We start from the raw sequence: 25,295 nt of genomic DNA, 5'->3' as shown, positions 1-25,295 counted from the left end.
TTCCGATATAAATTCACTATCTGTATTTGGAACAGAGCTCAAAAGGAAAGCCGGGGGATTACGCCCCCGGCTTCTCTACTCCGTTTAGTATATTATTGATGGTGCCAAAGCTGCAGTCAAGTATAGTGGATGTTTTTACCGGCCAGCATTTTTTCGTAATGCTGCTTGTATGCCCGGTGTGCGCCGTCTGTAAAGCGCTCGTCGTATATGTCGGGGAAATCATAGAGGTCTGCCATGCTTTATGCACGCCTTTTTTATTTGGGATGATTATATTATACCAGTTTCATATTTGGAATGCAACGGTCTTGCAAAATCCGGGAATATCATATAGAATAACTTGTAAAGAGAAATCATAAAACAGAAAGGTCATGATAAAGTGAAGCTGATTATAGTTCGCCACGGAGACCCTGATTACAGTATTGACTCCCTTACTGAAAAGGGCTGGAGGGAGGCCCACTGCCTTGCGGACAGGCTGGTAAAAGAGCCTGCCGACTACTATTACTGCTCACCATTGGGCCGGGCGCGGGACACGGCGAAGGAGACTATGGAGCGGCTGGGGAGGAGCTATGAGGTCTGCGACTGGCTCCGGGAATTCCAGACGGCTGTACACCGGCCTGACGCACAGGGGCGGCTCACCGGCTGCTGGGACTGGCTTCCCAAGGATTGGGCTGACCGCCCTGAGTTCCACAGGCAGGGGGACTGGCTGGAGAATCCGATAATGAAAGAGGGCAATGTGAAGAAGGAGTACGACTGGGTGGTAAGCGAGCTGGACAAGCTTATACTTCGCCATGGGTACAGGCGGGAGGGGAACCTGTATAAGGTGGAGCGGGGCAATAATGATACAATAGTGATGTTCTGCCACTTTGGGGTGGAGTCGGTGCTCCTCAGCCGGCTTATAAACATACCTCCAATGCTTATCTGGCACGGTATGGTGGCCCTGCCCACTTCGGTGACTACAGTTGCGACGGAGGAGAGGCGCGAGGGAACTGCCTGCTTTCGTATGATGGGCTTCGGCGATTTGTCCCACCTTTATGCCAAAGGAGAGCCGCCTGCTTTTGCGGCGCGGTTTATTGAGAAATGGGGTAACGAGGGGGAGCGCATAGATTAAAGGAGTAAGTTTTTACGAAGAGTGAGAAAGCCGGGGGATTACGCCCCCGGCTTCTCTACTCAATACCGTACTTTTTAGCATACTCTTTCACGCTGTCCACCCAATGCTGGTGCACGAAACCTGTCTCGATGTCCTCAGGGCTGAAATATGCTCCGTCCATCATGGACTGGATAGCTGCCTCGGCTACCATGGCCTCCCTAGTGTAGTCGTCTGCGAGAGATTCTTCAAGGTCAATTACCATCTTAAGGTTCACGCCGCCGATAGCTCCCTTATAGAAGAAACTGCCCTTGCCCAGGAGCTCACCTATGCGCTCAAAGCAGGCTATGCCCTCGCGCATTTCTGCGATAGTGGCGGTGCGGGTGTACTGCTCCGGCGGTTTCACCGGCCTCTCGCCTCCGTTTAGTATATTGTCCACCGTTGTGGACAGGGCCGCCGCCAGGTCCGGGAGCAGCATGGTGTCCGGTAGGGTCTCGCCACGCTCCCACTTGCTCACGGCCTGGAAGGACACATGGAGCCGGTCACCAAGCTGGTTCTGGGTCAGCTCACAGGATTTGCGCAGGGCGCTGATATGCCGCCCCACCTTTATAGGGTCAACTGGCATGATATTATCCTCCTTTAGATATAATGAATCCGGTTTTATAACTGCAGTTTATAAATATATTATAGCCCCGCAGAGTATCGTCCGCAATAACCGCCCGGGTTATTTTCCGGGTGAGGACTCAATTAGGGGTTGAGCGCCGGGGTGCCCTTGTGATATAATAGTGCGGCTGAGAAATTTTAGGTAAAGGAGTCCCATATGGAACAGATAATAGAGACCCTGTCAAGAGAGCTGAACGTGCGCCCAGAGCACGCAAAGGCTGTGGTGGACCTTCTGGATGAGGGGAATACCGTGCCGTTTATAGCCCGCTACCGCAAGGAGCAGCACGGCACTATGGACGACCAGACTATCCGCACACTGGCCGACAGGCTGAAGTACCTGCGGGGGCTGGAGCAGAGAAAGGCCGAGGTGATAGCGGCGGTGACGGCCCTTGAAAAGCTGACCCCGGAGCTTGAAAGCGCTGTGATGGGCGCCGTGACTATGGCGGAGGTGGAGGACCTTTACAGGCCCTACCGTCCCAAGCGGCGCACCAGGGCTAGTATTGCCAGGGAGAAGGGGCTGGAGCCCCTGGCGAAGCTGCTTTTTACTGGGCTCGACGGGGAGGGCAGGATAACCCGGGAGAGCGCGGAGGGCCTTGCGGAAGGGTTTGTGGACCCGGAGAAGGATGTAAGCTCTGTTGAGGAGGCCATACAGGGGGCAAAGGATATTATTGCCGAGGACCTTTCAGACGACGCGGAAATACGCAAGCGCCTTAGGGAGCGCATACAGCAGAGCGGAGCGCTGCGGTCTGCGGCGAACACTGAGGAAGACACAGTATACAGGCTCTACTACGAGTTCCAGGAGCCGCTGAAAAGGCTCCAGAGCCACCAGATTCTAGCCATGGACCGGGGCGAGCGGGAGGGTATGCTAAAGGTGTCGGTGCTGCCCGGGGAGTTCGGGCCGGTGCAGGTAATACTGCAGAGGGTGTATTCCAGACATCCGTTTATGGAGCTCCTGCGGGAGACCGCTGAGGACGCATGGGACAGGCTCATTTTCCCATCCCTGGAGCGCGAGATTAGAAAGGACCTGACCGAGCGGGCGGCTGAGCAGGCAATACACACCTTTGCCCTGAACCTGCGCCCGCTGCTAATGCAGCCGCCGGTGAAGTCAAAGGTGACCCTGGGCTTTGACCCGGCCTATAGGACCGGCTGCAAGCTGGCGGTAGTTGACGGCAACGGCAAAGTGCTTGAGACGGCGGTGATATACCCCACGAAGCCCCATAACCAGACGGAAAAGTCCAAGGAGGTGCTGAAAAGGCTCTGTGATAAGCACAGGATAGAGTGTATCGCCATAGGTAACGGCACAGCCAGCAGGGAGTCGGAGATATTTGTAAGCGAGTTTATTAAAGAGTACAGCGGGAGTGTCTCATATATGGTGGTGAGCGAGGCGGGGGCCTCGGTGTATTCGGCGTCGAAGCTGGGGGCGGAGGAGTTCCCGGACTTTGATGTGTCCCTGCGCTCGGCGGTGTCCATCGCAAGAAGGCTTCAGGACCCCTTGGCGGAGCTTGTGAAGATAGACCCGAAGGCCATAGGCGTTGGGCAGTATCAGCACGATATGCCCCAGGCGCGGCTCTCGGAGACCCTGGACGGCGTAGTTGAGGACTGCGTGAACGCCGTCGGCGTCGACCTGAACACGGCCTCGCCGTCCCTGCTCAGAAGAGTGGCGGGGATAAGCCCGACCGTCGCCAGGAACGTGACTGTGTACCGTGAGGAGAACGGCAGCTTTAAGACAAGGCGGGAGCTTCTGAAGGTGCCGAAGCTGGGCCCCAAGGCCTTTGAGCAGTGCGCGGGCTTTTTAAGGGTGCCCGAGAGCAAGCAGGTCCTGGACCGCACGGCGGTGCACCCGGAGTCCTATAAGGCGGCTGAAAAGCTCTTGGAGATATGCGGGTACTCACTTAAAGATGTGGGGAGCCTGGGGGAGCTGGACGGACGCTTAAAGGAGCTGGGCGCGGACAAGGCCGCCGAAGCCTGCGGGGTGGGTGTGCCCACGCTCAGGGATATAGCGGCGGAATTGCAGAAACCCGGGCGTGACCCCCGGGACCAGCTGCCGCCGCCTATCCTGAGGACGGATGTAATGGATATTGCGGATTTGAAGCCCGGCATGAAGCTCACGGGGACTGTGCGCAACGTGGTGGACTTCGGGGCGTTTGTGGACATCGGCGTGCACCAGGACGGACTGGTGCATATCTCCCAGCTCAGCGACAGGTTTGTGCGGGACCCAAGCCTGGTGGTGAAGGTTGGGGACGTTGTGGATGTGACGGTGCTCGAGGTGGATGAGAGGAAGAAACGCATATCTCTCAGCATGAAGAAGCAGGTGGAATGAGGAAGCTGTCTTTCAGGAAGAAGCTGCTGATATGCGCGGCCCTTGTCCTGCTGGTACTGATACTGTGGACCCTCTGGGGGAATACGGCGCTGACGGTGAGCAGGATAAGTATAAGGGGGCCAAGTGAGCTGGAGGGCCTCCGCATAGCCCATATCTCCGACCTGCACAACGCGGAGTTCGGGGAGGGGAATGCGGAGCTGCTAAAGCTACTGGCAGAGACGGAGCCGGACTTTATCGCTGTCACCGGGGACTTAGTTGACTCCAGGCATACGGATATGGACATAGCCCTGGAGTTCATGAGGGGCGCTGTGAAGACAGCGCCGGCCTACTATGTGCCCGGGAACCATGAGGCGAGGCTTTCGGAGTATGGAGAGCTGAGAGACGGCCTTGAAGCGGCGGGAGTCACGGTGCTGGAGGACCGGGCGGTATCCCCGAAGGGATATGCCCGGGTGAATATTATAGGCCTTGCGGACCCGGATTTTGCCATTTCGGGTGATATTTTCGGTGAAGCTCCGGCTATGGCGGGCGCAAAGCTTTCAGGGCTTGTGGACCCCCATTACTATAATATCCTACTCTCCCACCGCCCGGAGCTTTTTGATACTTACGCCTCCAGCAGTATAGACCTGGCCCTCACAGGCCATGCACACGGCGGGCAGTTCCGACTGCCATTTTTAGGCGGGCTCATAGCGCCCAATCAGGGGCTTTTTCCAAAGTATGACTCCGGGCTCTATACTGAGGGCGGCTCCAATATGGTGGTGAGCCGGGGGCTTGGGAACAGTATTATACCACTGCGCTTTAATAACAGGCCTGAGATAGTGGTAATTGAGTTTATAAAATGAAAGAAGCCCCCGGATGACCGGGGGCAGCTCTATTTGCAAATCAGTCCAGAATCATCAGGTCGCGGATATACTTGATGGTGTATTTAACGCCCTTCTCACCTTTCTCACCCTGCCATGTAGCGGAGTGGGGCTCAATGGCGAGATAGCCGTCGTAGCCGTATTTATAGAGGATGGCGAAGAAGGCCCGCCAGTTTATCACGTCGATACCTGCGGGGGGATTGTCGTAGGAGTTGTCCGGGCCGAAGGCCTTGCCCATGAGCTCGTCCTTGAGCTCGGGGTGCTGCATGGCAAAATCCCGGACGGCCCAGTGCTCGGGCTCATGGGAGGCTCCGCGCTGTATAACGCCCTTTACGTGGCAGTAAGTGAAGTGCGCGCCCCACTCAAGGCCCTCCTCTAAGTATGCGCCGCCCTGACCTCCGTGGACAAAGCTGTGGGAGGGGTCGTACTTGATGCCGAGCCCTGGCACCTCGCTGAGGACCAGCTTCCATTGTTCGGGGGTGCGAATATAGTTGCCGCCCATCATGCAGTTTACAATGGCTGTCTTCATACCCCGTTCCTTGGCGTAGGCCACTATCTCGTTGAGTATCTTTATAGCCGCCGTGATGTTCTTATAGTAGCTGAGCCCGTTTACATAGCTCACGCTGCAAAGGTAGTGCTTTGCCCCTAGGTAAGCGCCAAAGTCGATAACGGCCTTGACCTGCTCCCACTCGCCTGGGTCGGGCTCTCCGTCCGGGCCCAGCACGGGGCTGGCCCAGCGGCCTACGGCCCCTACTTCAACGCCGGTGGCCTCGCTTGCGGCCTTCAGCTCCTCCTTTACAGCCAGGAGCTCTGAGACAGGCCCGCCGAAGTAGTTTTCAGGGTTGCAGTCGAACTCCACAAAGTCCAGACCTAAATCCTTGGCCTTTTGGAAGCTCTCAGGCTTTGGGGGCATGATTATGCCTAGTTTCATTTTCTGTTCCTCCTTGATTATTTGTGTTTTAGATTTATAATGTCGATACCTAAGATATTGCGGGAAGATATGTATAAGTCGTCCCCCTCTATATACGTCCTCCCAGACAGCTTCAAGGGCACTTGCAGCACCCAAAGCTTTTCCAGCGTGTCCTTATCCCAGAAGGCTATCTCCGAACAGGGATGGGAGACCGTCACAAGTTTGTCCCCGTATATACCCGCCAGGCGGAACATCTTTCTGTGGGCGTTCCTTATCTCCGCCAGCACAGCGAAGCCGTCAATGCTGATTTTAAAGAGCCTGCCGTCCTGGCCGGCGGCGTAGAGTATCCCGCCGTCGATAAACAGGCTGGGGATATTTTTCCTGCCCAGTTGGAGCTCCCTTTTTACAGACAGAGCGTCCTTGTCAATCAGCAGAAGCCTGCCGTCTACTGTACCGCAGAGAAGGACGTCGCCGTTTACTTCAAGGCTCCACATGCTGCTGCCGGAAATCCAGGACTCACGCATTTGGCTCGACTTCCTGTCAAATGCGGTGAGCCTGCCGTTGCGTATGGAGCAGTAGACTGTATTATCGTCTGCTGTCATGCCGCAGATGTCGGATGTAAGGTCGTCTCCCAGCCGCCAGCTGCCCAGGGGCTCGAAATCATCCTGACGGAAAATGTGAAGGGTGCAGAAGTCATATATAAAGAGCTGTCCGCCGTCTGCTATAAGCTTTCTTGAAAGGCCGTCCTTTTCAAAGGCTGACCTTCTCAGGAGAACGCCGCCGGTATGCTTATCCAGCTTTATAAGCTCCCTGCCAAGGATACAGTCTATATACTGCCCTGCTATGGCAAAGTCTGCGACAGCGCCGCCAAGGTCCGCCATATGGCCCATGGCGGCTACTTCCCGGGCTGCTCCCCGGCCAAAAGGCTGGTAAGCTCCTTTACCCGCTCAATGGGGAAGGGGGGCTCTGCCAGGGGCCGAAGGGCTATGGACATGAGCTTTAAGGGATTATCGTCGGCGGCTATGCGGTTGGAGCTGAGGGCCCCGCAGCGCTTGCAGCGGTGGACTATGGCCCACTCGCCGTTTGCCCTGACCCATACGCTTATAGGCTCCATCACGCCGCCGCAGTCCGCGGCCCGGTCCCCGGGCTCGTTGTCAACATGAATGCTGCTCAGGCAGTTCGGGCAGTGGTTGCGGTGCTGGGTACCGGCCTCCTCGGGGGTGACCAGGCACCCGCAGACCTTGCAGGTGAAGCTTTCGGTGTTGGGGTGGCTCTGGTAGTAGCCGCCCTCGGACCTTCTTCGTCTAATCTCTCTGTTCACGTTATACCTCCGCCTCTCTTTTAAAGCAAAGTGCGGACGGTGCAAACCGTCCGCACTACAGCTATTATAGCCTAAAGCTCACTTATTTGCAAGAGGGAGTCAGCCCAAACTGGAAGCTGAATTTCTCCTCTTTAAGCTGGTACTTCTCCAGCAGGAAGGGCCCGCAGCTGTTGGAGCCGACGCCGCTCATCTTGTAGTCCAGGCAGACTATAGTTTCGTCGGCGGGGGTAAGTTCATAGTCGTGCTTTGTGCTGGTCAGCTCCTCCTGGGTGTAGTTGGAGATATTCACCGAGAAGGTGTCGGGGGAGGCGGCTGTAAGGTCGAAGCAGCCGTCCGTCACACTGGCCCAGCGGCAGCCGAAGTGGGAGCCGTTCTCCTGGGGCTTTAAGTAGTGCTCGGTCATGTCCTTGACGCTGGAGCTGTACACGCCCAGGCGGGAGGCCCGGTGCTTGTCGCTGTAGCTCTCGAAGGGGCCGTAGCCGAAGTAGCTGGCTTTATCAAAGGCCTTGGGCATGAACATGCGCATACCAAACCTCGGCAGGAAGCCGCCGAACTTCAAGTCGCGCAGGCAGTCCATGGAGCAGCCGATATGCCCGCTTACATCTACAGTCCAGGTGACTGTGGCTTTCACAAAGGGCGACACTATGAGGGCAGCAATACCAACCTCCAGGGTTATCACAGCCGCGCCGCCGGGAGCGTTCTCGGCCTTGATACTGTAGACCCTGGCAGTAGTGCGGTCAAGCCCTGCCTCCTTCCATTTATCGCTCAGGAACTGGTCGTTGTCAAGGGGAGCCCTGAAGAGGTTCCAGTCCATGGGCCGGGTAAAGAGGGCCTTGTTTTCATAGCAGAGCTGGCTCCAGAGGCCGGTCTGGCGGCAGAGCTCATAACGGAAGCCAGGGCCGCTGACGGCTATCATGCGGTTTGTCTCGCTTATCTCAACCTTGCCGTCGGCAGGCGCGGGCAGGGAGACCTTCTCCTGGGAGAGAACTATCTCGTCAAAGCCCAGCTGATGTCCGGCGGCAAAGAAGGGGCCGTCGTGCTTTGCGGTGTAGATGAAGGTGACGGTGCTGTCGCCGCCGGCGGGCAGGCCGTCCACGGTTATCTCAGCCTCGCCGTGGGGCTCTATAGAGGGCATATCAAGCTTGCCGGAGGCGGTTATCTCGCCGTCCTTCATTACCTCATAGCTCAGCTCCGCGAAGTCACGGGCATTGGTGAAATCCCTGTAGTTGTGCAGCACGAAGGTGTTCCCGCCGGTCTTCTCGGCCCTTATAGGCCGAATAACATTCTTGAACTCAATAAGTCCGGTATGGGGCGTGCGGTCGGGGTACACCAGGCCGTCCATGCAGAAATTGCCGTCGTGGGGGAACTCGTCGTGGTCGCCGCCGTAGCGGTAGATGGGGCGGTTATCAGGGGTCTGCCCGCCGTACACCGCGTGGTCGCACCACTCCCACACAAAGCCGCCCACGAAGCCGTCGTACTTCATGATAAGCTGCTGGTAGTCCTCGGCGTCCCCGGGGCCGTTGCCCATGGCGTGTATGTACTCGCACAGGACATAGGGGGGCCTGCGGCCTTCCCAGTTCTCGTCCAGCTCACCGCCGTTAAAGTATTCCTCTATGCTAAGGCGCTTGTACCACTTGTTTGTCTCGTTTACGGTGGGGGAATACATCTGGCTGTAGAGGTCTATCATGGAGAAGTCCGGCTTGCGCTCCTTATGGTAGGTCATATTGCCTTCGTAGTGCAGCAGGCGGCTGGGGTCATATTCCTTGACCCAGCGCCCGGCGGCCTCGCCGTTTTCGCCCCAGCCACTCTCGTTGCCCAGGGACCAGATAACCACGGCGGCGTCGTTTTTGTCCCTATGGACGTTGCGCTGGCTGCGGTCCACAATGGCCTCCTTGAACTGGGGGTCGTCCATGGCGTCGGGATAGGTATTCATGTCGTGGTTGCTGCTGTAGCGGGTCGCAAAGCCGTGGCTCTCCAAATCGGCCTCGCCGATAACATAGAAGCCAAGCTCGCTGGCAAGCTGGTTGAACCATGGGGCATTGGGATAGTGGCTGGTTCGGATGGCGTTGACGTTGTGCTGCTTCATAATGAGCATGTCCCTTAAGGCCTGCTCGCGGCTGATGGTATAGCCGGTGACCGGGTCGCTGTCGTGGCGGTTTACGCCGCGGAACTTGATAGCAACGCCGTTGAGGTACACAACGTCGTCCTTTATCTCTATCTTCCTCAGGCCCACCTTCTGCTCAATGACCTCGCTGCCGGTGGAGAGCACCAGGGTATACTGGGCCGGATTCTCGGCGTTCCAGAGGACAGGGCTATCGATATGGAAGCTGAGCTTATCGGCGGCAGGGCCGGACTTTGAAAGCTCCGTGCCGTCGGGGGAGAAGAGCGTGCCGGTGACCTGGGCAGGGCCGTCAACGGTGAGCTCGACGGTCACGTCGGCTTGGGAGAAGTCGCCGTTAAAGCACTCCTTTACAAAGAAATCCTTTAAGAAGGCGGCGGGGCGCTCCAGGATGTACACGTCCCGGAAGATTCCGCTCATCCTCAGCTTGTCCTGGTCCTCAAGATAGGTGCCGTCGCACCACTGGAGCACCAGGGCGGTTATCTCGTTCATGCCGTCCTTCAGGTTGGCGGTTATCTCGAACTCGGAGGTGCTGTGTGAAACCTGGCTGTAGCCCTGGAACTGGCCGTTTACCCAGAGATAGAAGCAGGAGTCGACACCCTCAAAGTTGAGAAAATAACGGGAGCCCTCCCCCTTCTTCAGCTCAAAATGGCGGCGGTAAAGGCCGCAGGGGTTCTCCTCGGGGACATAGGGCGGGTCGCAGGGGATGGGGAAGCGGACGTTTGTGTACATGTGGCGGCCCCAGCCCATGCACTGCCAGCAGGACGGCACCTGGATTTGGCACATATCCGGCTCTGCCACATTGCCCTCCAGGTCAACGGCATCTAAGAAGGAGTCGAAGTAGTGGAAATCCCACTCTCCGTCCAGGTCTATAACGCTGGGCCTGCGGTCCGGGGTCTGGGGGAGGTAGTAGGCTCTTGAGGGCTCCGTGCCGATATGCAGGGCGTAGGGGTCCTCATGGTAGCGGGTGGTGATGTTCATAGGATTTTCCTTTCTGAAATGATAGTAGGGTTTGACTTTCCGCTTGGAAAGCACTATACTATGGTATGTACTCTCTGGGGGCTTTTTCCAGCGGCCCCATATGTGAAGTCTACACTAAATCGGGCAAATAGTCAATAAGAAATATGTAAAAAATCAAAAACTTAAAAATTGCTTTTAACTTATTACTAATACACAAAGGAGAACATGGGATGAGCGGCATTATATATACCTGCGCGGGCTTCTGCGGCCTTATGCTCCTGCTTTGCGGCAGAAGGCAGAAGGAGGACAGAAGCATGAGCTTCCCGGTATGGGGAGGGCTTCTGCTACTGGCGGCGCTTCTGCTCCGGCTGCATTTGGGGTACTGGTCCGAGGGCTTCAGCGTGGATATGGACACCTTCAAGTCCTGGGGCATGACCCTCTCAAGGGTGGGCTTCTCTGAGATATATGAGCAGGATATGTTTTTGGACTACCCGCCGGGGTATCTCTATATTCTGATGCTCCTTGAGAAGATACGCCAGTTTACACACCTGGCCTGGGAGGGGCAGATGTATACCCTTATAATGAAGCTGCCCTCCATAGGCGCGGACCTGGTATGCGGCGGCGTGCTGCTCTGGCTTGGTAGGAAGAAGCTGGGGGACAGGGCGGCGCTGCTGGTATCAGCGGCGTATCTGTTCTGCCCGGCGGTGTTCGTGAACTCAGCCCAGTGGGGCCAGGCGGACTCCTTCTGCACAATGATACTGCTGGCCTCGGTGCTGCTGCTATACGGTGAGGGCTGGGTTCCCTCGGGGATATTATATGGCCTGTCAATAATCTGTAAGCCCCAAATGCTGGTATTCGCGCCAATGTTTATCTTCTTCGCTATAAAGAGACGCAAATGGCTTGGGCTTGGGCTGGGGATTATGTGCGCCGTGGCTGCGGCACTCCTTGTGGCGGCCCCGTTCACTAAAAATTTCAACTACTGGTGGCTGGTGCAGAAGTACCAGTCCACGATGGACTATTATAACTACTACTCTGTAAACGCCCACAACTTCTGGACCCTTATAGGCCGCAACTGGTGGGGGCTTCCCGGCGGCATAAAGAGCGCGGCGCTCACCTGGGCGGCGCCGGTGGCAGCCACGGCGGCCTGCGGGGGGCTTATACTGCTCTCTAAAAGAAGGGACGCGGTATTTGCCGCCGCGCCTCTCCTGATGGGAATAGTATATATCTTCGCCGTGAAAATGCACGAGAGGTATCTGTTCCCGGCGTTCCTGTTTATACTGCTCAGCTATGTCTTCGCCAGGGACAAGCGGCTCCTTCGAGCCTATGCCTTCATGGCCGGGGCGAATTATCTCAATGTTAGCTATACCCTCTGGATATTCCGTGAGAAGGGCAATAACTATGACCCCAACAGCCAGCCCGGAAGAGTGATAGCCCTGCTGCAGCTTGCGGCTCTAATCTACCTTATCTGGACAGAGTATTGTGTCTATATCAGAGAGGAGATAAAGGAGCCGGAGCCCGGCGAAAAATTTTTTGAGGGCTGGGCTGTAAAGGTAATAGTCCCGCCGGAAAGCAGGAGGATGTCAGGGCTGGACTGGGCGCTGATGGTGAGCATTACGTTGGTGTACGGCGCAGCGGCCTTCTGGCACCTGGGCGGGGCGGTGCTGCCAACCACCAACTGGACCCCGGAGGAGGGGCAGAGCGTGGTGCTGGAATCGGACCGCACCTGCCATATCATATATTATCTTCCCGGGCTTGAGCCGGACAGCTCACACTATAGGAGTCGGGTGGGCTCAAGCATGAGGATAGAGTCAAGCGAGGACGGGGTCACCTGGGAGGACTGCGGCGAGGTTGGGAACGGCTATGTGTTTGCCTGGTGCCGGGAGTATCTGGAGGTTCCGGGGAGGTTCGTGCGGGTGACGGCCCTGGACGGCTCTGTGACCGTGAGCGAGATGGCAATAGCCCCCGCGGGCTCAGACGGCATACCAGAGCTTAAGGCCACAGGCCCGGGGGCCGGGCTCCTCACAGACGAGCAGGAGAAGGTGCCCCTTTATAAGACCTATGAGAACTCCAGCTATTTTGACGAGATATACCACGCCAGGACAGCATATGAGCATATCCTGGGATTGGAGCCCTATGAGAACACCCACCCGCCGCTTGGCAAGCATATAATCTCCCTTGGTATACGGCTGTTCGGTTTAAACCCCTTCGGCTGGCGGTTTATGGGGACGCTCTTCGGGGTGCTGATGCTCCCGGCCCTGTACCATCTGTGTAAAGACCTGTTTGGGAGGACCTGGCTCTGCGCCTTAGGGACGCTGATGTTCGCCTTTGACTTCATGCACTTTACCCAGACCAGAATAGCCACCATCGACACCTATTCCGTGTTCTTCCTGCTTTTGATGTACGACGCCATGGTGCACTTTATGTACAAGGACATAGTGCGCGCAAGGCTTAGGGAGCTGCTTCTGCCGCTGGCATTGGGTGGACTGTTCATGGGCCTTGGCGTGGCCTCAAAATGGACAGCGGCCTATGGAGCGGTGGGGCTCGCGGTGCTGTTTTTCGGCAAGCTAATACACACCTGCTGGTATGAGGACAAGGAGAAAGGAGGGCTTGCCCCGGCCCTTAGACGCTGCGGAATACTCTGCGGCTGGTGCTGTCTTTTGTATATTGCCATACCCTTTGGGATATACTTCTGCGCCTATTTGCCTATGACCACGCTGCCGCATAACAGGGACAATATTCTCTGGGCCTTCTGGAACTACCAGACCACAATGTTCAACTACCACTCGGGGCTTGTGGCTGAGCACAGCTTTGCCTCCCCCTGGTACGACTGGCCCCTGGTAGTGCGCCCCATTTGGTTTTTCAGCTCCGACCCCTGCAATGAGTTTGGGGATTACAGTACCATCTCCTCTATGGGAAATCCCCTGCTCTGGTGGGGCTGCCTGCCGGCGCTGCTATGGGCGGCCTGGGAGTGGCTGAGAAAAAGGAGCGTGTACTGCGCCGTGGCGCTCACCGGTTTTATGTCGGTATACCTGCCCTGGGTGCTGGTGCCGAGGCTGACGTTTATCTACCACTACTTCACCGCCGTGCCCTTCCTGGTGCTGGCGCTGCTGGCCCTCTTTAAGCGGCTTTCAGAGGGAGGCAGGCTCAGCGGGAGAGTTACTGTTGGGGGAAGGGTAGAGGTACAGTGGGCCCAGCTTCTGATGGGGGCCATGGCCCTGGGCTGTGTAGTGCTCTTTATGATATACTTTCCTGTGATTTCCGGCGCGCCCACCACAAGGGAGTACGCCGGGCAGCTGGCGCTGTTTGAGAGCTGGTACTTCGGTTAAATGTAAATAAACTGTTGCTTTTCTTGCAATCTGCGGGGCAGGCATGGTATAATAGGCTTTACGAGATAAAAGAAAGGAAAACTCATATGGCAAATAATTTCCTTACAAAGCTTTTCGGAAACTACAGCAAGAAGGAGCTAAAGCGCATTCAGCCCATGGTGGACAAGGTGCTGGGGCTGGAGGAGAAATATAGAGGGCTCTCAGACGGCGAGCTCAAGGAGGAGACCCCCAGGCTCAGGAAGCGGCTGGAGGGCGGCGAGAGCCTTGACAGCATACTTCCCGAGGCCTTCGCGGCCTGTCGGGAGGCTATGGACCGGGTGCTGGGCAAGAGGCTGTTCCCGGTGCAGGTACAGGGCGGCGTGATACTCCATCAGGGCAGAATTGCCGAGATGAAGACCGGTGAGGGCAAGACGTTTACACTGGCCCTGCCGGCCTATCTAAACGGACTCTCGGGCAGGGGCGTGCATATTGTCACTGTCAACGAGTATCTTGCCAAGTACCAGGGCGAGATGATGGCCCGCGTCTTCAACTTTATGGGGCTCTCCGTGGGCCTTGCCATGAGCGGCATGAACTCCGAAGAGAAGCAGGCGGCATATAACTGCGACATCACCTACGGCACAAATAATGAGTTCGGCTTCGACTACCTTAGGGATAATATGGTGATTTATAAGGACCGCAAGGTTCAGCGAGGGCACCACTACGCCATAGTGGACGAGGTGGACTCAATTCTGATAGACGAGGCCCGCACGCCCCTTATTATATCAGGCCAGGGGGAGAAGGCCGACGAATACTATGCCCTTGCCAACAGCTTTGCAGGAAGGCTCAAGCCTATACGCGTCAAGGAGACCGACGCCAAGGAGGACAACGACGAGCTCTACGCCGAGTATGACTACATCATCAATGAAAAGCTCAAGACCTGCTCCCTCACCCGCCGGGGCGTGAAAAAGGCAGAGGAGGCTTTCCATATCGACAACCTGACGGACCCGGAGAATATTCTTTTACAACACCGCATAAACCAGGCAATAAGGGCTTGGGGCATTATGCACCGGGACCAGGACTATGTGGTGAAGGACGGCGAGGTTATAATCGTCGACGAGTTCACCGGGCGCTTAATGTACGGCAGAAGGTACAACGAGGGCCTGCACCAGGCTATCGAGGCCAAGGAGGGCGTACAGGTGGCCCGCGAGAGCAAGACCCTGGCAACAATCACCTTCCAGAACTACTTCAGGATGTACGAAAAGCTCTCGGGCATGACCGGCACAGCCATGACCGAGCAGGAGGAGTTCTCTGAGATATACAAGCTGGACGTGGTGGAGATACCCACCAACCGCCCAATGGTCCGGGAGGACTGCCCGGACGTGGTGTATAAGACCGTGGACGCCAAGTTCAGGGCGGTGATAGACGATATCGTGGAGCACCACGAAAAGGGCCAGCCGGTGCTGGTGGGCACCATCACCATAGAGAAATCCGAGGCCCTGAGCAAGCTCTTGAAGCAGCGGGGCGTAAAGCACCAGGTCCTAAATGCCAAGTTCCACGAAAAGGAGGCCCAGATAGTGGCCCAGGCCGGGCGCAGGGGGGCAGTCACCATCGCCACCAACATGGCCGGCCGCGGCACGGATATACTTCTTGGGGGCAACGCGGAGTTTATGGCCAAGGCCGAGATGCGAAAGAAGGGCTACAGCGACGAGCTCCTGGTGGAGGCCACGGCGTTCAGCCATACGGAGGACGAGGAGATACTGGGGGCAAGGGCCGAGTTTGCGCGGCTCAATAAGGAGTTTGAGGAGCAGATAGCTCCCGAGGCGAAAGAGGTCAAGGCGCTGGGTGGGCTATATATAATCGGTACGGAGAGGCACGAGTCCAGGCGTATTGACAACCAGCTCCGGGGCCGCTCCGGCCGCCAGGGGGACCCGGGCAAGAGCAGGTTCTATATCTCCCTTGAGGACGACTTAATGCGGCTTTTCGGCGGCGAGCGGCTTTATAACATGATGGAAAGGTTCAGGATGGACGACGATATACCCATTGAAGCCGGGATGGTCTCAAACGCTATTGAGAACGCCCAGAGCAGGGTGGAGAGCAGGAACTTTGGCATACGCAAGAACGTGTTGCAGTATGACGAGGTTATGAATAATCAGCGGCAGATAATCTACGGCCAGCGGGACCAGGTGCTGGACGGAAAGGATATGAAGCAGGCCATACTCAAGATGATAGAGGAGGCCGTGGGCGAAAGGGTGAACACCTATCTCCCCAAAAATGTACCCCACGAGGACTGGGATTTGCAGGGGCTCCGGGAATACTACATGGGCTGGCTCATAAGCGGGGAGGACCTGAACTATAGCGGCAGGGAGCTTGAGGACCTTGCCCCTGAGTTTGCCAAGAGCTTCCTGTGGGAGAAGGCCCAGAAGCTTTATGACAGGCGCGAGGAGGAGTTCACCCCCCAGGTCATGCGGGAGCTGGAGCGGGTCGTGCTCCTGAAGACTGTGGACCAGGAGTGGATGGACCATATCGACGCCATGGAGCAGCTGCAGGAGGGTATACGCCTCAGGGCCTACGCACAGCAGGACCCGGTGGTGGAGTACCGTCTAGAGGGCTTTGACATGTTCGACTCCATGATAGCCTCCATACGGGAGCAGACGGCTAAAGCCATACTCACCGTGCGGCTGCGCACCAAGGAGGCCCCCCAGCGGGAGCAGGTTGCAAAGGAGACCGGCACAGGTGGGGCGGGAACCCGTGAGATTAAGCGCCAGCCTGTGAAGAAGGCCCAGAAGCCGGGGCGCAATGACCCTTGCCCCTGCGGCAGCGGGAAAAAGTACAAGAAGTGCTGCGGGCGCGACGAATAAGACGCAATTTGGGAGGATGAAAGGGGAATTACCTGTTATGACAGTTTTGAAAAAATGGGCGGCGGTACTGCTTTCGGCGCTCATATGCCTGGGGCTCTCGGGATGTGATTTCCTGCCCTCGGAGGAATTTAACGACTACGACGTGTCAAGCTATATCCAGGCCCTTTTGGACAGCAGCTACCACGACGACCACCGTGCATATATGGCCAGAATCCAGGCCACTGAGGACACGGCAAAGGCGAATAATGTCACCACCGTGGAGAACGCGGCAATAAACTTCTGCAACGCCTACGGCCTCAGTCCCGACGATACCCAGATGCAGCGCCTGGAGGAGATAATGGCGAAGGCCCTGCTGAGCACCAGGTACCAGGTTGCAGACGAGGTAAAGGTGGAGACAGGGTACACCATTGATGTCACCGTCTCCCCAATCACCAGCTTCTCCGGGCTCACGGAACAGTTTACCACTATCCGCAGTCAGGCCCAGGAGGAGGTCAACAGCAAGAGCATGGTGAACCTGGATGATGGGGAGGGCCAGGAGGACGGCGGTGAAAATGGCGAGTGGGGCGAAGAAGGGGAGGATGAGCCCACCCCGACCCCAGCGCCTACGCCTCTGCTGAAGACCGCCACGGAGCTCTATGTTGACAGGGTGCTGGACTTTTGCGAGGGCAGGCTCACTTCCCTGGAATTTGCCGGCGGGGACACGACCATAGTTTTAGACATCAGGCTTACCAAAAACGGCGAGCTCCAGGTGGATTTGAACCAGATAGACGAGATAGACCGGGCGGTGCTGGCATTCCAGTAAGCGGCGCCGCGATACCGTTGGAAGGAGCACAGCATATGGAACTGAGGACCGGAAAGCTTTTGGATTTGACCCATACCGCGGCGGCAAGGCTGCTGGAGGGATGCGAGTACCCATGGCAGGCGCTGCCGAAAATAGGTGAGTTTATACTGGCGTTGGGAGAGACCCTTCCGAAGGATGAATATGAGCAGGCAGAGGAGCATGTCTGGCTCCATAAGACAGTAAAGCGTTATCCCAATAACTATATCGCCGGGCCCTGCATTATAGGCCCTGAAACCGAGGTGCGCCCCGGGGCATTCATCAGGGGAAACGCTCTGGTAGGCGCGGGCTGCGTGGTGGGAAACTCCACGGAGCTTAAGAATGTCATTATATTTGACAATGTACAGGTGCCCCACTATAACTATGTGGGGGATTCTATCCTGGGATTTAAGTCCCATATGGGAGCTGGCTCCATCACCTCTAATGTGAAGCAGGATAAGTCACTGGTGACAATAGCCCTGCCCGAAGGCGGCAGGGTGGAGACTTCCCTTAAGAAATTCGGGGCTATACTTGGGGACAATGTGGAGATAGGCTGCAACTCGGTGCTGAACCCCGGTACGGTCATAGGCCGTGGAAGCAGGGTGTACCCATTGTCAATGGTGCGCGGCGCCGTGCCGGAGAGCAGCATATATAAGCGCGCCGGAGAGATTGCCGGGATAAGATAAGCGGAGGTTTGTTTTGGAGCAGATAGGGGCTTTTTTTGAATCAGAAGTGGCGCCAACGGCGCTGCTCATAATGCGGATGATTGTGCCGCTGCTGGCGGGGTATGTGTCTCTAAGGTGCTACACGTCCTTTAAGGCCGGGCAGCGCAGGAGGGACCCTGTTGTCATGCTGCTGGACGAGGCCTCCGGGGCCAGGTTCCCGGTGCTGTACTGGGAGAACTCCGTTGGGCGCAGCCGCAGCTGTGATATCTGCCTGCCGGTGGCTGAGGTCTCCAGGGACCACGCGGTGTTCATGCGCCGGGAGGAGGGCTGGTTTGTGTGCGATACCGGCTCCAAGGGCGGCGTGCTTGTGAACGGGCGCAGGATAAGCGGGCCCAGGCTGGTGCGCATTGGGGACAGCATGACCTTCGGCGGCGTGACCCTGACACTCTATAACACCTCCCAGCTGCCCGAGAAGAAGCGGCGCTTCCAGGCGTTTTTGCGGGGCCAGTCAGCCAGCCCCTTCTTTCTCATGTTCATGGCGACCATTGTGCACCTTATGATGGCGGTCCAGGCCTGTGTGACGAAAAAGGGCTTTGACCCTATGCTCCTGCTGCCGGAGCTGGGCGTGCTGGTCCTGGGCTGGGGGCTATACACGTACTCCATGTTTGTCCAGCACCGTATAAGCTTTGAGATTGAGACTGCAGCATATCTGCTGTCGGGTATCGGGATAAACCTTCTGGCGGCTACAAATCTCGGCGCGGCCCGGACCCAGCTTGCCGCTATGTTTATAGGCGTTGTAATGTTCTGTTTCCTCATATGGTTCATGAATGACATGGACCGTGTGGCAAAATACAGGCTGCCCATAGGCATAGGGGCCCTGTGCCTGTTTGTGATTAACCTTATTCTGGGCACAACCAGCTTTGGCTCTAAAAACTGGATATACATAGGGCCCATCAGCATACAGCCCTCGGAGTTTATAAAAATAGCCTTTGTGTTTGTGGGCACGTCCACCCTGGACAGGCTCCAGACCAGGAAGAACATAACCGAGTTCCTGGTGTTCACCGGGGCCTGTATAGGCTTCCTGTTCCTCATGCGGGACCTGGGCACGGCGCTGATATTCTTTGCCACCTTCCTGATAATCGCCTTCATGCGCTCGGGCAGCGTGCGCACCATTGTGCTTATTCTGGCTGCCGCGGCGTTGGGCGTCTTCCTGATACTCACCTTCATGCCCTACGTGGCAGGACGTTTCAGCGCCTGGGGCCACGTCTGGGATGACCCCTATGACACCGGCATTCAGCAGACCCGGGTGCTCACCTACACCGCCAGCGGCGGGCTCTTCGGCATGGGCCTGGGGCGGGGGTACTTAAAGCACATCTTCGCCGCCGACAGCGACCTGGTCTTCGGCCTGCTCTGTGAGGAGCAGGGGCTGCTTTTGGGGCTTATAGTGATAATGGGCATAGCGGGGTTTACCCTCTATGCCCGCAGCGACGTGACCAGAAGTCGGTCCACCTTCTTCTCCATCGGGGCATGTGCGGTGGCAGGATTGCTATTGTTCCAGACGTGTCTCAATGTATTCGGAGTGACGGATATTTTGCCGTTGACTGGCGTGACCCTTCCATTTATCAGCGCGGGCGGCTCAAGCATGGCATCCACCTGGGGGCTGATGGCCTTCCTCAAAGCCTCTGACGAGCGTACCTACGCCGTGCGCCGCGCGGGAAAACACTGATATGATATAATAAAGGGAGTTATTATGAAACTGCTGTTTCTTATCGGAAACGCCGCCGTAGGCAAGATGACCGTGGGCCAGGAGCTCATGAAGATAACCGGCCTGCGGCTGTTCCACAACCATATGACTATCGAGCCGGTGTTAGAGATTTTCGGCGGCTTCTATCGGGATACTATAAACCGGCTGAGAGAGGTCATCTTCGAGGAGTTTGCCAAGACCGGAAACTACGGCATGATATTCACCTATATGTGGGCCTTCGACCAGCAGAGCGACTGGGACTATGTAGAGCATATAAAGGAGATATTTGCCCCCTACGGTACAGAATTCTACTATGTAGAGCTGGTGGCCTCCCAGGAGAAGCGGCTTGAGCGCAATGCCACAGAGAACCGTTTGAAAAACAAGGCATCCAAGCGGGATATAGAGCTCTCGAACCAGAGACTTTTGAATGACGATGCGAACAACCGGCTGGAGAGCTTTGATGGGGAGATACCCTTTGAGAATTATATAAAGATAGACAACTCCCAGCTGCCGCCTGATGTTGTGGCTAAGATGATAAAAGATAAGTTTGAGCTGTAAAAGAGTTTAGGGCCTTTCCTTTCGGAAAAGCCCTAACTTTTTTGGTTATATTTTGGCCGGCTTGGCCGTAGGCCAAGTCAACGGCAACACCGTGGGGCGCTGCCCCACACCCTGCCACCTTTGAAAAGGTGGACGAAACTTTTACCTTAAGTGCCAGACGTCGTCGTTGTACTGGGCGATAGCCCTATCACTGGAGAAGAACCCGGCTTTGGCTACGTTTACCAGCATCTTCTTCGCCCAGGCCTGCCTGTTCTCGTATTCAGTGAGGAGCTTCTCCTTGGCGGCGATATACTCCTTTGTATCCAGCAGCGCCATGAACCAGTCCTTCCGGCTCATATCCCGGTAGAGACGCCCCAGGTTCTCCGGGTCTCCCATACGCATAAGCGTCGGGCTTATAATAAAGTCCAGAAGCTCCTCTATCTCCGGGTCAACAGGATAGTACTCCGACGGGCTGTACCGGCCGTCGCCCTCCTTATACAGGTAAATGACCTCCTGGCTGGACTTTCCGAATATGCAGATATTCTCGTCTCCCACCAGCTCGTGTATCTCCACATTGGCTCCGTCCTCGGTGCCCAGGGTGACCGCGCCGTTGAGCATGAACTTCATATTGCCTGTACCGCTGGCCTCCTTTGAGGCAAGGGAAATCTGCTCTGAGATATCGCAGGCAGGTATAAGCTTCTCGGCCCAGGTCACGTTGTAGTTTTCCACCATGCGTACCTCAAGCCAAGGGGAGACCTCCGGGTCGTTTGCAATTAAATCCGACAGGCAGAGGATAAGGTGTATGATGTCCTTTGCGATAATATACGCCGGGGCGGCCTTTGCCCCAAACAGCAGCGTCAGCTTCCTCTTGGGCTTATGCCCGGCCTTTATCTGTTTATACTTCCAGATAATATAGAGGGCGTTCATCTGCTGGCGCTTGTACTCGTGCAGGCGCTTTATCTGGATATCAAACACCGACTCAGAATCCAGCTCCACTCCGGCCCGCTCCTTCATATACTCGCAGAGCTGCTCCTTCTTCTGGCCCTTTATCTTCAGAAGCTCCTCGAGGGCCGCAGGGTCGTCCTTGAACTCCAGCAGCTTCTCAAGCTCGTCCGCGTCCTTCTTCCAGCCGTCCCCAATCTTCACGGTGATAAACTCGCTCAGCTCCGGGTTGCAGTGCATGAGCCAGCGCCGGAAGGTAACGCCGTTGGTCTTATTGTTGAACTTCTCCGGGTAGATATCGGCGAAGCACTTGAGCTCAGCCTCCTTGAGGATATCCGTGTGCAGGGCCGCCACTCCGTTTACGGAGAAGCCGTAGTGTATATCCATATTCGCCATATGCACAAGCTTGTGCTTGTCAATAATGGCAAGCTCCTCGTCGCTGTATTTTGACCGCACCCTCTTGTCAAGCTCCTGGATAATGGGCACCAGCTCCGGCACGGCCTGCTCCAGGTAGTGTATCGGCCACTTTTCCAGGGCCTCAGCAAGAATAGTATGGTTAGTGTATGCGCAGGTCTTCGACACAATGGAGATGGCCTCGTCCATGTGTATACCGTCCTTGAGCATGAGCCGGATAAGCTCGGGGATTATCATGGAGGGGTGGGTGTCGTTTATCTGTATCACCGCGTGCTTGTGCAAATCCCGCAGGGCGTAGCCCTTCCCGGCAAGCTCCTTGATAATGAGCTGGGCCGCGTTGCTCACCATGAAATACTGCTGATATACCCTCAGCAGCCGGCCGTTATCGTCGCTATCGTCGGGGTACAGGAACAGGGTGAGGTTTTTCTCAATATCAGTCTTGTCAAAGTCAATGCCGTCATTGACCAGGCTCTCGTCCACTGTCTCCAGGTCAAATAGGTGCAGCCGGTTGGCGCCGCCCTCATAGCCGGAGACGGTCACGTCGTACATTACAGACTTTACCGCCCCGCCGGGGAAGGGCACCGTGAAGCTCACATCGGTCTTCTCGGCCCAGCATTCGGGGGACTCTTTAGTGGGGAGCCAGTGGTCCGGCTTCTCGTACTGCTTATGGTCCCAGAAGCTCTGCCGGAAAAGCCCGAAGTGGTACAGCAGACCAACGCCGTCTGCGGGCAGGTTTAAGGTAGCCGCAGAGTCCAGGTAGCATGCCGCCAGGCGCCCCAGACCGCCGTTTCCTAGGGACGGCTCCGGCTCAACATCCTCTATCTCAGAGAGGGACTTCCCGGCCTCTGCCAGCGCCTCCCGCACCTGGTCGAAAAGCCCCAGGTTAATGAGGTTATTTGAGAGGAGCTTGCCGATTAGAAACTCAGCCGATACATAATAGAGCTTCCTATCCCCGGAAATGCGCGGCGCCTGTGCAAGCCGCTCTTTTGTCAGCTCCAGGAGCGCGGAGTAGATTTCGGCGTTCTCAGCCTCACTTAGACTTTTTCCGCCCAGCCTTTTTTCCAGTTCTTTTTTTATCATTCTTGGGTTCCTCCATTTCCGCCCGGGCTGTGATAAGGGTAAGCCGGGCAATTTTTTCTGCCAGTTCCTTGGTATTTGCGCCCTTCTCCATGCGCCAGCTCCAGTTCATTGGGCTTACGGTGGAGGGGGTGTTCATGCGGGCCTCAGAGCCCAGCGCCAGATAGTCCTGCATTGGCACAACGGCAAGGCCGCCGACGCTTGTAAGAGCCGCACGGATAAAGCACCATACCCCCTGCTTCTCGTCGGTGAAGCCCAGGTAGTCCTTTGCCATCTCCAAATCGCCCTCGGGGGCGTGCCTTATCCAACCTAAGGTTGTGTCGTTATCGTGGGTGCCGGTATAGACAACGCAGTGGTTGCCGTAGTTATGGGGCAGGTAGCTGCTGTCCTCCCAGGAGGTGAAGGCAAAGTGCAGGACCTTCATGCCGGGATAGGTGCTCCTCTTTAAGAGGGTCTTCACCGCCGGGGTGAGATACCCCAGGTCCTCGGCAATAATTGGGGCTCCGGGCACGGCCTTGTTTATGGCTGAGATAAAATCATACCCCGGGCCCTTCACCCACTTGCCGCCCCTGGCGGTCTCGTCACCGTACGGCACGGCCCAGTAGCTTTCAAAGCCCCTGAAATGGTCTATGCGCAGCACGTCGAACATGGAGAGCTTGGCTTTTATACAGTCTATCCACCAGGAGTAGCCGTCATTCTTCATCGTGTCCCAGCGGTAGATGGGGTTGCCCCAGAGCTGTCCGTCGGCGGAGAAGGCGTCGGGCGGGCACCCGGCTACCACGGTTGGGTTGTTCTCACTGTCCAGCTGGAACTGCCCGGGGTTTGCCCAAACGTCCGAGCTGTCGCCGGACACGTAAATTGGCGTGTCGCCTATAATGGAAATGCCCTTCTTGTTGGCATATTTTTTGAGCTTGCCCCACTGCTGGAAGAAAAGGTACTGCATGAACACATGGTAGTCTATCTCCTCACACAGCTCCTTCCTAGCCTTCTTCATGGCGGCGGGCGTTCTGAGGCGTATATCCTCCTCCCACTGGTACCAGGGCCTGCCGTCGTGGGCGGACTTCAGGGCCATAAACAGGGCATAATCCTCTATCCAGGCGGCGTTCTGCTTCCTGAAGCGGGCCAGGGACTTGTCCTTCTTGAAATTGCCGAAGGCCTTGCGCAGGAAGGGCTCCCGGGACTTTCTCACCGCGTCGTAGTCCACCCGGGCGGGGTCGCTGCCCCAGTCGGCTTTTTTAAGGCCCTTGCCGCTTATGAGCCCGTCCTCCTCCAGAAGGTCCAGGTCGATGTAGATGGGCTCTCCCGCAAAGGCCGAGAAGCTCTGATATGGGCTGTTGCCAAAGCCGGTGGGCCCCATTGGGAGCACCTGCCAGAAGCTCTGCCGCGACCGGGAAAGGAAATCCACCCAGTCCCGCGCAGCCTTCCCCAGCGACCCGATACCGTACTTCGAGGGCAGGCTGCTCACCGGCAGCAGAATCCCGGCCTGCCGCTTCATCCATTTTTCTTGTGTTGGCATAAATTTCCTCCGTATCTCCCAGGGAGTGGGACGATGTATTTAAGTAATAGTATAGCATATCCCGCCGGAATTTTCCATATATTTTGGCGGTTAGGGAAAATTTTTATAAAAGAAGAAAGGCCCCGAAATAAGGGGCCTTAGGTAAAGCTCATTTATGGATGGAGCTCACACTCAATGGTCTTCATCATCTCCCTAAACCCGCAGCGCTCATAAAACCTGAGCCCGTCGGTATTTTGGGGAAACACCTGTGTCCGGATAAAGTCGGCCCCGTTTGCAGCGCCGTACTCTTTGCTCGCGTCCATGAGCTTCGTGCCGATACCCTGCCCGCGCATTTTGGAGCGTACATCCAGGTCCTGTATGTACACTAGGCTCTGGGGCTTCAGGCAGGGCACATCCTTCTGCCGCAGAATCATAACATGTGAGAAGCCCACAACTCTGCCCTCTGTCTCAGCCACCAGGATATCCTGAGTTTCACTTTCAAAAATGTCCCGGAAGAATTTGTCGTCCCTGTACCCCAGCACAAAATGCTCCGGCTGATAGCTTACGGCGTCCTCCTCCAGCTCCCTGTACATTTCCCGCAGGGCCGGTATATCGTCTGTATCCGCTTTTCTGATTATCATAATTGCTAACCTGTAACCTCATAGTATTCGTCGGTATACGGCACCGCACTCAAATCAAAGGAGGCCTGCAGCTCCTTTACATACTCGTAGGGCAGGGGCATTGGCTTGATGTCAAAGGCCCGGCCTATCCTGTCAAGTATATCCCGGGTCTCATTATCGGGCCTGCACTGGGTGAGGAACTCCCCGAAGCTCTGCTTATCGGGAAAGGCGTGCGCCTGTGCCGGGGCAGCCATATCCCCGCATACCAGCAGCAGGCGGAGCATATCGGTGATATTGCGGGCAATAGGGTGCACGGGGTCCTCGCCGTCCATAGGGTCCACAACAAACACGGTATCGCCGAGGCCCGGCACCTGGCAGTAATGTATGCCGTCTATGCCCGCCCAGCCGAGTATCACCGCACCCTTGGGCGTGCAGAAATAGCCCTCATTGTCCTCCCGCTGCATGAGCCCTAACCGCTTAAGGTCAAGGCCTAGGGATATGAGCTTTTGGAATGTACTGTCCATCGAAAGCTACCTCACTCATAATCGATACGCTCGATTTTAAAGACCACCGGCCTTGTGCCGTAG

At 56.5% G+C, this 25,295-nt stretch carries 18 protein-coding genes; 9 read left to right on the top strand and 9 right to left on the bottom strand.

Annotated elements, in window-relative coordinates:
- Positions 1-376 precede the first annotated feature (376 nt).
- Positions 377-1,108 (top strand): histidine phosphatase family protein, encoded by a 732-nt coding sequence (locus D5270_RS04945; RefSeq protein ID WP_166543038.1) that lies wholly within the window; start codon positions 377-379, stop codon positions 1,106-1,108.
- Positions 1,109-1,163: 55 nt separating this feature from the next.
- Here D5270_RS04945 and D5270_RS04940 read toward each other — a convergent pair whose 3' ends face one another.
- A complete protein-coding gene (locus tag D5270_RS04940) occupies positions 1,164-1,709 on the bottom strand; it encodes a helix-turn-helix domain-containing protein (protein WP_166543037.1) in 546 nt (181 codons plus the stop codon).
- A 195-nt stretch (positions 1,710-1,904) separates the two neighbouring features.
- On the opposite strand from D5270_RS04940, the gene D5270_RS04935 reads away from it, so the two are divergent.
- A complete protein-coding gene (locus D5270_RS04935; RefSeq protein ID WP_166543036.1) occupies positions 1,905-4,067 on the top strand; it encodes a Tex family protein in 2,163 nt (720 codons plus the stop codon).
- Positions 4,064-4,906: a metallophosphoesterase gene (locus tag D5270_RS04930; protein WP_166543035.1), complete on the top strand. Its 843-nt coding sequence runs from the start codon at positions 4,064-4,066 to the stop codon at positions 4,904-4,906. The genes D5270_RS04935 and D5270_RS04930 overlap by 4 nt, the downstream gene beginning before the upstream one ends.
- Positions 4,907-4,946: 40 nt before the next feature.
- On the opposite strand, the gene D5270_RS04925 is transcribed toward D5270_RS04930, so the two are convergent.
- From D5270_RS04925 to D5270_RS04910, 4 genes are all read right to left on the bottom strand, one after another.
- Entirely contained in the window at positions 4,947-5,855 is a 909-nt protein-coding gene (locus D5270_RS04925; protein WP_166543034.1) for a sugar phosphate isomerase/epimerase family protein, read from the bottom strand.
- A 17-nt stretch (positions 5,856-5,872) separates the two neighbouring features.
- Positions 5,873-6,724, bottom strand: a complete 852-nt coding sequence (locus D5270_RS04920; RefSeq protein ID WP_166543033.1) for a PQQ-binding-like beta-propeller repeat protein — start codon at positions 6,722-6,724, stop codon at positions 5,873-5,875.
- 5 nt (positions 6,725-6,729) lie between these two features.
- A complete protein-coding gene (locus tag D5270_RS04915; RefSeq protein ID WP_166543032.1) occupies positions 6,730-7,155 on the bottom strand; it encodes an RNHCP domain-containing protein in 426 nt (141 codons plus the stop codon).
- A gap of 82 nt (positions 7,156-7,237) precedes the next feature.
- Entirely contained in the window at positions 7,238-10,255 is a 3,018-nt protein-coding gene (locus tag D5270_RS04910) for a glycoside hydrolase family 2 TIM barrel-domain containing protein (protein WP_166543031.1), read from the bottom strand.
- 209 nt (positions 10,256-10,464) lie between these two features.
- On the opposite strand from D5270_RS04910, the gene D5270_RS04905 reads away from it, so the two are divergent.
- The 6 genes from D5270_RS04905 to D5270_RS04880 all read left to right on the top strand — a co-directional run bounded on the left by D5270_RS04905 (position 10,465) and on the right by D5270_RS04880 (position 20,181).
- Positions 10,465-13,560, top strand: coding sequence for a glycosyltransferase family 39 protein (locus tag D5270_RS04905; RefSeq protein ID WP_166543030.1), 3,096 nt, complete (start codon positions 10,465-10,467; stop codon positions 13,558-13,560).
- An 86-nt stretch (positions 13,561-13,646) separates the two neighbouring features.
- Positions 13,647-16,397: a preprotein translocase subunit SecA gene (secA, locus tag D5270_RS04900; protein WP_166543029.1), complete on the top strand. Its 2,751-nt coding sequence runs from the start codon at positions 13,647-13,649 to the stop codon at positions 16,395-16,397.
- A 37-nt stretch (positions 16,398-16,434) separates the two neighbouring features.
- Complete coding sequence (locus D5270_RS04895; protein WP_166543028.1) at positions 16,435-17,199, top strand: hypothetical protein; 765 nt, start codon at positions 16,435-16,437, stop codon at positions 17,197-17,199.
- 35 nt (positions 17,200-17,234) lie between these two features.
- Entirely contained in the window at positions 17,235-17,900 is a 666-nt protein-coding gene (locus tag D5270_RS04890) for an acyltransferase (RefSeq protein WP_166543027.1), read from the top strand.
- A gap of 13 nt (positions 17,901-17,913) precedes the next feature.
- On the top strand, positions 17,914-19,605 hold the full coding sequence (locus D5270_RS04885) for an FtsW/RodA/SpoVE family cell cycle protein (protein WP_243150151.1): 1,692 nt from the start codon (positions 17,914-17,916) through the stop codon (positions 19,603-19,605).
- A gap of 24 nt (positions 19,606-19,629) precedes the next feature.
- Entirely contained in the window at positions 19,630-20,181 is a 552-nt protein-coding gene (locus D5270_RS04880; RefSeq protein ID WP_166543026.1) for an AAA family ATPase, read from the top strand.
- A gap of 141 nt (positions 20,182-20,322) precedes the next feature.
- Here D5270_RS04880 and D5270_RS04875 read toward each other — a convergent pair whose 3' ends face one another.
- From D5270_RS04875 to D5270_RS04860, 4 genes are all read right to left on the bottom strand, one after another.
- Positions 20,323-22,596 (bottom strand): glycogen/starch/alpha-glucan phosphorylase, encoded by a 2,274-nt coding sequence (locus tag D5270_RS04875; protein ID WP_166543025.1) that lies wholly within the window; start codon positions 22,594-22,596, stop codon positions 20,323-20,325.
- The gene (gene malQ / locus D5270_RS04870; protein ID WP_166543024.1) at positions 22,547-24,109 is read right to left on the bottom strand and encodes a 4-alpha-glucanotransferase; all 1,563 of its coding nucleotides are present in this window, start codon (positions 24,107-24,109) and stop codon (positions 22,547-22,549) included. The genes D5270_RS04875 and malQ overlap by 50 nt, the downstream gene beginning before the upstream one ends.
- A gap of 152 nt (positions 24,110-24,261) precedes the next feature.
- Complete coding sequence (locus D5270_RS04865) at positions 24,262-24,729, bottom strand: GNAT family N-acetyltransferase (protein ID WP_166543023.1); 468 nt, start codon at positions 24,727-24,729, stop codon at positions 24,262-24,264.
- 5 nt (positions 24,730-24,734) lie between these two features.
- The gene (locus tag D5270_RS04860; protein WP_166543022.1) at positions 24,735-25,232 is read right to left on the bottom strand and encodes a hypothetical protein; all 498 of its coding nucleotides are present in this window, start codon (positions 25,230-25,232) and stop codon (positions 24,735-24,737) included.
- Positions 25,233-25,295: the final 63 nt, after the last annotated feature.

The sequence above is a fragment of the Acutalibacter sp. 1XD8-36 genome, from assembly GCF_009917525.1.
Lineage (GTDB): Bacteria > Bacillota > Clostridia > Oscillospirales > Acutalibacteraceae > Acutalibacter.
This window is presented reverse-complemented; position numbering and strand designations above follow the sequence as displayed.

Excerpts from the sequence above, each read along its gene's own strand:
- D5270_RS04940 (WP_166543037.1), bottom strand. The coding sequence starts at position 1,709 with ATGCCAGTTGACCCTATAAAGGTGGGGCGGCATATCAGCGCCCTGCGC.
- D5270_RS04935 (WP_166543036.1), top strand. The coding sequence starts at position 1,905 with ATGGAACAGATAATAGAGACCCTGTCAAGAGAGCTGAACGTGCGCCCA.
- D5270_RS04930 (WP_166543035.1), top strand. The coding sequence starts at position 4,064 with ATGAGGAAGCTGTCTTTCAGGAAGAAGCTGCTGATATGCGCGGCCCTT.
- D5270_RS04925 (WP_166543034.1), bottom strand. The coding sequence starts at position 5,855 with ATGAAACTAGGCATAATCATGCCCCCAAAGCCTGAGAGCTTCCAAAAG.
- D5270_RS04920 (WP_166543033.1), bottom strand. The coding sequence starts at position 6,724 with ATGGGCCATATGGCGGACCTTGGCGGCGCTGTCGCAGACTTTGCCATA.
- D5270_RS04910 (WP_166543031.1), bottom strand. The coding sequence starts at position 10,255 with ATGAACATCACCACCCGCTACCATGAGGACCCCTACGCCCTGCATATC.
- D5270_RS04905 (WP_166543030.1), top strand. The coding sequence starts at position 10,465 with ATGAGCGGCATTATATATACCTGCGCGGGCTTCTGCGGCCTTATGCTC.
- secA (WP_166543029.1), top strand. The coding sequence starts at position 13,647 with ATGGCAAATAATTTCCTTACAAAGCTTTTCGGAAACTACAGCAAGAAG.
- D5270_RS04895 (WP_166543028.1), top strand. The coding sequence starts at position 16,435 with ATGACAGTTTTGAAAAAATGGGCGGCGGTACTGCTTTCGGCGCTCATA.
- D5270_RS04890 (WP_166543027.1), top strand. The coding sequence starts at position 17,235 with ATGGAACTGAGGACCGGAAAGCTTTTGGATTTGACCCATACCGCGGCG.
- D5270_RS04880 (WP_166543026.1), top strand. The coding sequence starts at position 19,630 with ATGAAACTGCTGTTTCTTATCGGAAACGCCGCCGTAGGCAAGATGACC.
- D5270_RS04875 (WP_166543025.1), bottom strand. The coding sequence starts at position 22,596 with ATGATAAAAAAAGAACTGGAAAAAAGGCTGGGCGGAAAAAGTCTAAGT.
- malQ (WP_166543024.1), bottom strand. The coding sequence starts at position 24,109 with ATGCCAACACAAGAAAAATGGATGAAGCGGCAGGCCGGGATTCTGCTG.
- D5270_RS04865 (WP_166543023.1), bottom strand. The coding sequence starts at position 24,729 with ATGATAATCAGAAAAGCGGATACAGACGATATACCGGCCCTGCGGGAA.
- D5270_RS04860 (WP_166543022.1), bottom strand. The coding sequence starts at position 25,232 with ATGGACAGTACATTCCAAAAGCTCATATCCCTAGGCCTTGACCTTAAG.